The sequence below is a fragment of the Actinomyces sp. genome (assembly GCF_030524025.1).
Classification (GTDB): domain Bacteria; phylum Actinomycetota; class Actinomycetes; order Actinomycetales; family Actinomycetaceae; genus Actinomyces.
Window position 1 is genome coordinate 1 of sequence record NZ_JAUNHI010000050.1, and the last position, 5,948, is coordinate 5,948.

Below are 5,948 nucleotides of genomic sequence, written 5' to 3' on the forward strand. Positions count from 1 at the left end.
GAACAGGAGATACCCCCTTCCCCTCTTCGGGGGATGACTCCGCTGACGCGGAGCCGCACGCGCCGTCGGAGCAGGCTGACGAAGCCAGTGAGCAGCAGACCGACCTGCTCGGTGGCACCGCGCTGCTCACCGAGGCCCCGCCTCTTCCCGTGCCCGATCCGAGACCGAGAACCCGGCGGACCTACCCCGAGGAGTTCGAGGCCTTCTGGGATGCCTATCCCAGGCACTCAGACAAGAAGGCGGCCCTGCGCGCCTGGCGGAAGGCGGTGCGCGAGGTGGACAACGGTGAGCTCATCGCCGCCGCCCGCCGCTACGCCCGCGACCCGGGGCGCAAACCGGAGTTCACGAAGCACGCAGCGACCTGGCTCAACGCCGGCTCCTGGGCCAACGAGCCCGCCGAGCCGCCGCAGCCTCGCCCGCTCTCCCAGTGGGACTACACGCCGTTCCACGGTGCCGAGGCATGAGCGGCACCGAGGCGCTGGAGCGTGCCATCATCGGCCTGGCGCTCACCGCTGACCCCCAGGTGCTGCTCGACCTCGACCAGGTACGTCCCGAGCAGTTCGCGGACCTGCGTCACGAGGCGCTGTGGCGCACCATCCGCGGGCTGGCGGCCTCGGGACGGACGCCCGACCCGATCACGGTGTCCGGCGCGCTGCCGACGATCCTGCCCGAGCAGAGGCGAGGGATCGACGACTCCTACCTGCTGGACTGCCTCCATGAGGCCCCGGCGGCAGGCAGGGTGCTGGCACCCGACTACGTGGCGCGGCTCGCTCAGGCCGCGGGCCACCGTGCGCTGGAGTCCGCGCTGGTCAGGGCCCAGCAGGTCCTGGAGGCCACCCCGGACCCGGTGGAGGCCGATGCGCTCGTGCGCGCCTGCCTGGACCAGGCGGCCCCCACCAGCCAGACCGTGGGCCGTCTGGTTGGCCAGACGCTCGACCAGACCATCGACGCGATCGACCGGCCAGGTCGGGTGCTGGCCACCCCCTGGTCGACCCTCAACGACGTCGTGGGCGGCTGGCGTCCCGGAGCCCTGTACGTCGTGGGCTCCAGGCCAGCGCAGGGCAAGAGCATCATGGGGCTCCAGGCCGCGTACAGCCTGGCCCACAACGGCCCGGTCGCGGTGTCGAGCCTGGAGATGCCAGAGCGGGAGGTGCACACGCGCCTGCTCGCGCACGCCGCGCAGGTCCCCATCGGACGCATCAACGGGCAGGGCCGCCCGAGCGAGGCTGATTGGGAGCGTGTCCGCCGCGCCGCCGAGCACCTGCGGACCCTGCCGATCAGCATCGATGACCGGTCGGGCGCGACCGTGTGGGACGTCGCGACGCACGCGCGGCTCCTGGCCCGCAGGCAGGCGCTGGCGGGCGTGGTCGTGGACTACATGCAGCTGCTGAGCTCGGCGTCCCGTGGTGATCGACGTGCACGTCACGAGGTCGTGGCCGAGCAGTCGCGCCAGCTCAAGATCCTCGCTGGCACGCTGGACTGCCCGGTGATCGCCCTGTCTCAGCTCAACCGTGCCAGCGAGGGGCGGGGTGACGGCCGCCCGGGCCTGGCGGACCTGCGGGAGTCCGGCGCGATCGAGCAGGACGCGGACGTGGTGCTGCTCCTGCACGTGCCGATCGAGGGTGGGGTTCCCGACCAGCGGCGCCTGGACGTGCTGGTCGCGAAGAACCGCCATGGACCGACCGGGGGCGTGCGCCTGGAGCGTGACGGAGCGACGGCGACGCTCAACGACCTGACGTGGTCCCCAGGGTGACAGGGTGAGCCACCCACCCATGGAGAACACCCCGTCCTGAGGTGCTGCGGGGCCACTGGGGTGCCGGAACCGCCGTCGACGCACCCCCGGGACCAGTCGGGGTGGGAAAGGCCGTCAGAACGGCTTACACGCAATCGGCCGTCCAGGCGGCCAGGATGTCCTCGCGGACGTTCGCACGGACCCGACGGGCGCTCCCCGGCGCGGCACGCCCCTCAGCCTCCCGGCGCTCGGCCCGCACCAGCCGGTCCGCCGCCTCGTTCAGCGGGTGCCCCGCGTGGCCGGGCACCCAACGGACCGTCGTGGCCCCACCATGGTGGTCAAGAGCGCGGCGCAGCATCCGGTGCAGGCGGAACCGCGTCGGCCTGCCGGCCAGGGCGTCCCTGACGATGCGGAGCGCCGGGCGCGAGTCCGTCAGGACCTCCAGGTCGTGCAGCGGCAGGGCCTCCATGACCATGCAGATCGCCGTGACCTCGGCCTCGACGACCCCGTCATACTGGCACCGGGCAGCCCAGGCCAGGCCCGTGTCGGTGACGTACCCGGCGGCCGAGACGCCGGTACTGGGGTTCCGTGCCCCGTCGGTGGCAACCGTCACGCGCCGGGACGGCAGGACGATCGTCCCGGCGCGCGACAGCACGCAGGCGGGGTCGGCGGTGTCCAGGTGCAGCGTGCAGGGCCGGCCCGCCTCAACACTGACCCTCTGCAGGTTCTCGAGGCAGCGTCGGGCCCGGTCAAGCGGAAGGCCCGCGCGACCGACGAACAGGCGCACCCCCGGCCACCTGCGGGCGAGCTCGCGACCCAGGCGGTGCAACGCCTCGGCCCGCTCATGCAACGTGAACGTCGTCAGGTTGACGACCAGGTTCTGGGTCTCCCCCGCGGGGGGCCTGACCGCGGCGATGAGACTCACCACGGGCCCCGCGGGGGCTCGAACGGCCTCGACGACGGCTACGGCAGTCGCGTCCGGGACTGCGGGCCGGCGCCAGCGGGGCAGGGCGATCGTCAACGGCGTCACGTTGCTCATGCACCAGTGGTGGTCGGGCCCCCGCGTGGGCAGTCCCGACCACTACTGAGGTTGGGAAGCTCCTCGGCCGCCCGACCACCACGGGCAGCCGCGGGAGGGGGCACGTGCTCCCCCTCCCTGCTCTCCCCTTCCTCCGCTAGCGGCACACCAACTGAACACAGGAGACTGAAATGACAATCGACAAGCTCGTCAAGAACTTCACGCCGCACACGATCAACATCAAGACCGGCGACAGCACCACGGTCAGCATCCCTCCCGAGATCGAGCCCAAGCAGGCCCCGCGCCTGACTCTCACCGAGTCGGACCGCACCACCATCCGTGTCTGCGGGGGCACAATAACCGTCCTCGGTGGGCGCAAGCCCACTGGTGTCCATCCCGAGCTCCCACCCCTCACGCCGGGCACGGTCATCATCGTGCCCCGTGCGATTGCCGAGTACCTCGCTGACCGGGAGGACCTCGTCTGGCCCGACCTCCTCACCCGCGATGCCCAGGGGAGCGTCACCGGGTGCGAGGCTCTTGGAACACTCCACCCCGAAGTGTTCGACGACAACGACGAGGAGGAGTGACCATGGCCGGTGACACGATCATCACGATCGTCGGGAACCTCACCGCCGACCCCGAGATGCGCTACACGCCATCGGGTGCGGCGGTCACGTCGTTCACGATCGCCTCGACGCCGCGCACCTTCGACCGCGCCTCCGGGGAGTGGAAGGACGGGGAGACCCTGTTCATGCGCTGCTCGATCTGGCGCGACGCGGCCGAGAACGTCTCGGAGTCCCTGACCAAGGGCATGCGCGTCATCGCCCAGGGCAGGCTGAACCAGCGCTCCTTCACCACCCGCGAGGGCGAGCAGCGCACCGTCGTGGAGATGCAGGTCGACGAGATCGGCCCCTCCCTGCGCTACGCCCGCGCCCAGGTCACCCGCATCGGACGGGGCCAGGCAGGCCAGGGCGGCTACCAGCCTCAGGGCGGACAGGGCGGCTTCGGCCAGCAGGGTCAGGGCGGCTACAACGCCCCGGCCGGCGGCGCCGCCGACGACCCATGGGCCACCGGAGGCAATGCCTTCTCCGCCGAGCCCCCGTTCTGACATGGTCACGATGACCGACCTCTTCTGCGGGGCGGGTGGATCGTCGACTGGTGCCGCCCAGGTGGAGGGGGTGGAGGTGGTGATGGCCGCCAACCACTGGCGGTTGGCTATCACCACCTACCAGCTGAATCATCCAGACACAGACCATGACTGTGCCGACATTTCGCAGGTGGACCCGCGCCGATACCCGAGCACGGACGTGCTGTGGGCCTCCCCGGAGTGCACCAACCACTCCCAGCCGCCGACTCCATCGCCGGCTGCCGGCGCGCGCCCTCGCCTGCTCGACGTCGGCACTCCCAGTCGGCGGCCCAACGACGCCCTGAGCGCGCTCCAGGCGCCAGGCTGGGCTGGTCCCGCAGAGCCTCGCCTACGTCACCTCTGGCGACCGGCGGAAGCGAACCAGAACCGCCAGGTCCCGTCGGCGGCCTGGAGGACACGGTCCGGATCCGGGGTCGTCGGCAGCGGGTGCGCCTCACGCAGAGCCCGCCAGGCGGCGTCACCATCGGGCGCGTCGCACCGGTAGGTGATCTCCTCGACGGCCATCCCCATGTCGTCGAAGCGCCCGTTGACCGCGACAGCCTCATCAGCCGCCGCGACCGCTAGGACCTCACCCGGCGCCGGGTTCGAGGTCCAGGCGCGCTCCCCCAGGGCGCGTGTCAGGCGCCGAGCGTCTCCGCCTCCGACGCCGCGGAACCGGCGGGTGCGGTTCTGCCCCTCAGGCAGTCGCAGGCCCGGGATGAGCAGGCTCCTCGGGTCCACCATGTGCCGAGCGACCGCCTGCCTCGCCTCCTCCCACTCTGACGTGTGCCTGCGGCCCGTGACAGCACGCCCAGCCCACACCGCGTCGTCACCCCCAACGGGGGCCGTGCCCACCGTGGTGGGGCAGTCGTGGTCGACACCGCCGGTCACGGAGTAGAAGCGGCCGCACGCGGGGCACTGCTCAGCCTCCACGCGCTCCAGGTGGTGCGCGACCTCGCGGGAGAAGATCCTCCCGGCCGAGCCGGTCAGCATCCTTTCATAGACGTCCCTGGGGGCCGTCCACCCGTAGGTGGACCCGTCCAGGGTCGTGGCGTACAGGGTGGACTCGCGGTCGTTGTACCCGATCTCCCGTAGGGCCGACGACCTCACCGCCGCGGGCTCCACGCCGGCGCGCCGCTCTGTCTCGGCCGCGAGCTCGGCCAGCGACCCGACCTCGTTGAGCGCGAAGCTCGGGTGCTCGTTGCCCAGCACCCACGACACCTGCCTGCGGGCGGCGTCCGCAGCCCGGCCGTCCATGCCCAGCGGCTGCACCGCCCAGGCCCCGCGGTCGTTGCGCGACACCCTGCACCATCCGGCGACGTGGCCGTGCTCGGTGGTGGACTGGACGGGGATGTCGAAGGTCCTGACCCCGGTGTCGGCCATCCTCTCCAGGGCTGCCACCGCGGGCATGCGCAGTGTCCCCGCGCCCCCGGTGTAGGCGCGCTGGACGGTCCGGACACCCCGGATGCGCAGGGCAATCTTCGGTGCCGGACGCTCCAGGTCGATGGGGGCGGTGCGCAGGGCGTCAGCCCAGAACTGCCGGGAGGTCCCCTGGCTTCTGCGGGTGATGGAAGTGGCCGGGGCTTGTCCGGTGCGGGCGATCAGGGCCAGGCGCTCGTCGTCGAGTCGCGCCGCAGGAGGCGGCACCACCCGGCCTGCGTAGCGCCCGCGCTCGTCCCTCCGCCAGTCTGACTCCCTGTAGGTGCTCATGCCCCCCTCTGTGCGGGGAGCGCGCAGGGGTGGGCCCGGGGGCGGCCACTCTCTGTGGCCGCCCCCGGGTGTTCACTGGTCGATGGCATGGCGGGCGACGGCCGCCCAGTAGGTGACCTCGTCGACGGTGACGGCGTAGCGGTAGATGGGGGGAGGCAAGCGCAAGAGGGTGGCCAGCGCGGCGCCGACGATGGCCATTGGCAACCTGCTCGGCAACCGCAGGGGCACTCTGTGGGGTGTGCGAGGGCGAGAATACCGCGGAATTCCAGCGATTTGCGGTCCGCACCTGTCGCCTACCGGCGCGCGGGCCTGCGGCCTTCTAATCCGCAGGTTCCCGGTTCGAGTCCGGGCGGGGGCACCGC

Annotated in this window: 6 protein-coding genes, 1 tRNA gene and 2 pseudogenes; 6 read left to right on the forward strand and 3 right to left on the reverse strand. The window is 71.9% G+C overall.

Translation table 11 applies throughout. The annotated features are described in order from the left end of the window. Both Q4C85_RS11570 and Q4C85_RS11575 read left to right on the forward strand, forming a co-directional pair. Window positions 1–464 (forward strand): annotated as a pseudogene (locus tag Q4C85_RS11570) (hypothetical protein); the annotation flags it as partial. Next, window positions 461–1,753, forward strand: a complete 1,293-nt coding sequence (locus tag Q4C85_RS11575; RefSeq protein WP_303142266.1) for a DnaB-like helicase C-terminal domain-containing protein — start codon at window positions 461–463, stop codon at window positions 1,751–1,753. The pseudogene Q4C85_RS11570 and the gene Q4C85_RS11575, both read left to right, overlap by 4 nt. Window positions 1,754–1,877: 124 nt before the next feature. Here the strand turns inward: Q4C85_RS11575 and Q4C85_RS11580 are convergent, their stop codons facing one another. Beyond that, complete coding sequence (locus Q4C85_RS11580) at window positions 1,878–2,771, reverse strand: ribonuclease H family protein (RefSeq protein ID WP_303142270.1); 894 nt, start codon at window positions 2,769–2,771, stop codon at window positions 1,878–1,880. 170 nt (window positions 2,772–2,941) lie between these two features. Between Q4C85_RS11580 and Q4C85_RS11585 the strand changes: the two genes are divergently transcribed. The 3 genes and pseudogenes from Q4C85_RS11585 to Q4C85_RS11845 all read left to right on the forward strand — a co-directional run. Next, window positions 2,942–3,337 carry a hypothetical protein gene (locus Q4C85_RS11585; protein ID WP_303142272.1) on the forward strand — a complete coding sequence of 132 codons (396 nt, stop codon included), beginning with the start codon at window positions 2,942–2,944 and terminating at the stop codon, window positions 3,335–3,337. Window positions 3,338–3,339: 2 nt separating this feature from the next. Then, entirely contained in the window at window positions 3,340–3,858 is a 519-nt protein-coding gene (locus Q4C85_RS11590; RefSeq protein WP_303142274.1) for a single-stranded DNA-binding protein, read from the forward strand. Between the two features lie 10 nt (window positions 3,859–3,868). Beyond that, a pseudogene (locus tag Q4C85_RS11845) lies at window positions 3,869–4,084 on the forward strand (DNA cytosine methyltransferase); the annotation flags it as partial. Window positions 4,085–4,230: 146 nt separating this feature from the next. On the opposite strand, the gene Q4C85_RS11595 reads toward Q4C85_RS11845, so the two are convergent. Both Q4C85_RS11595 and Q4C85_RS11600 read right to left on the reverse strand, forming a co-directional pair. Continuing rightward, the gene (locus Q4C85_RS11595; RefSeq protein ID WP_303142275.1) at window positions 4,231–5,586 is read right to left on the reverse strand and encodes a hypothetical protein; all 1,356 of its coding nucleotides are present in this window, start codon (window positions 5,584–5,586) and stop codon (window positions 4,231–4,233) included. Between the two features lie 72 nt (window positions 5,587–5,658). Then, window positions 5,659–5,784 carry a hypothetical protein gene (locus Q4C85_RS11600; protein ID WP_303142276.1) on the reverse strand — a complete coding sequence of 42 codons (126 nt, stop codon included), beginning with the start codon at window positions 5,782–5,784 and terminating at the stop codon, window positions 5,659–5,661. Window positions 5,785–5,868: 84 nt separating this feature from the next. Here Q4C85_RS11600 and Q4C85_RS11605 point away from each other — a divergent pair. Next, window positions 5,869–5,944: transfer RNA gene (locus Q4C85_RS11605), tRNA-Arg, on the forward strand. The last annotated feature ends 4 nt before the right edge of the window (window positions 5,945–5,948 follow it).

What these genes read in the sequence shown, in the direction of transcription:
- Q4C85_RS11590 (WP_303142274.1), top strand. Translation starts at nt 3,340, where the DNA reads ATGGCCGGTGACACGATCATCACGATCGTCGGGAACCTCACCGCCGAC.
- Q4C85_RS11580 (WP_303142270.1), bottom strand. Translation starts at nt 2,771, where the DNA reads ATGAGCAACGTGACGCCGTTGACGATCGCCCTGCCCCGCTGGCGCCGG.
- Q4C85_RS11600 (WP_303142276.1), bottom strand. Translation starts at nt 5,784, where the DNA reads ATGGCCATCGTCGGCGCCGCGCTGGCCACCCTCTTGCGCTTGCCTCCC.
- Q4C85_RS11595 (WP_303142275.1), bottom strand. Translation starts at nt 5,586, where the DNA reads ATGAGCACCTACAGGGAGTCAGACTGGCGGAGGGACGAGCGCGGGCGC.
- Q4C85_RS11575 (WP_303142266.1), top strand. Translation starts at nt 461, where the DNA reads ATGAGCGGCACCGAGGCGCTGGAGCGTGCCATCATCGGCCTGGCGCTC.
- Q4C85_RS11585 (WP_303142272.1), top strand. Translation starts at nt 2,942, where the DNA reads ATGACAATCGACAAGCTCGTCAAGAACTTCACGCCGCACACGATCAAC.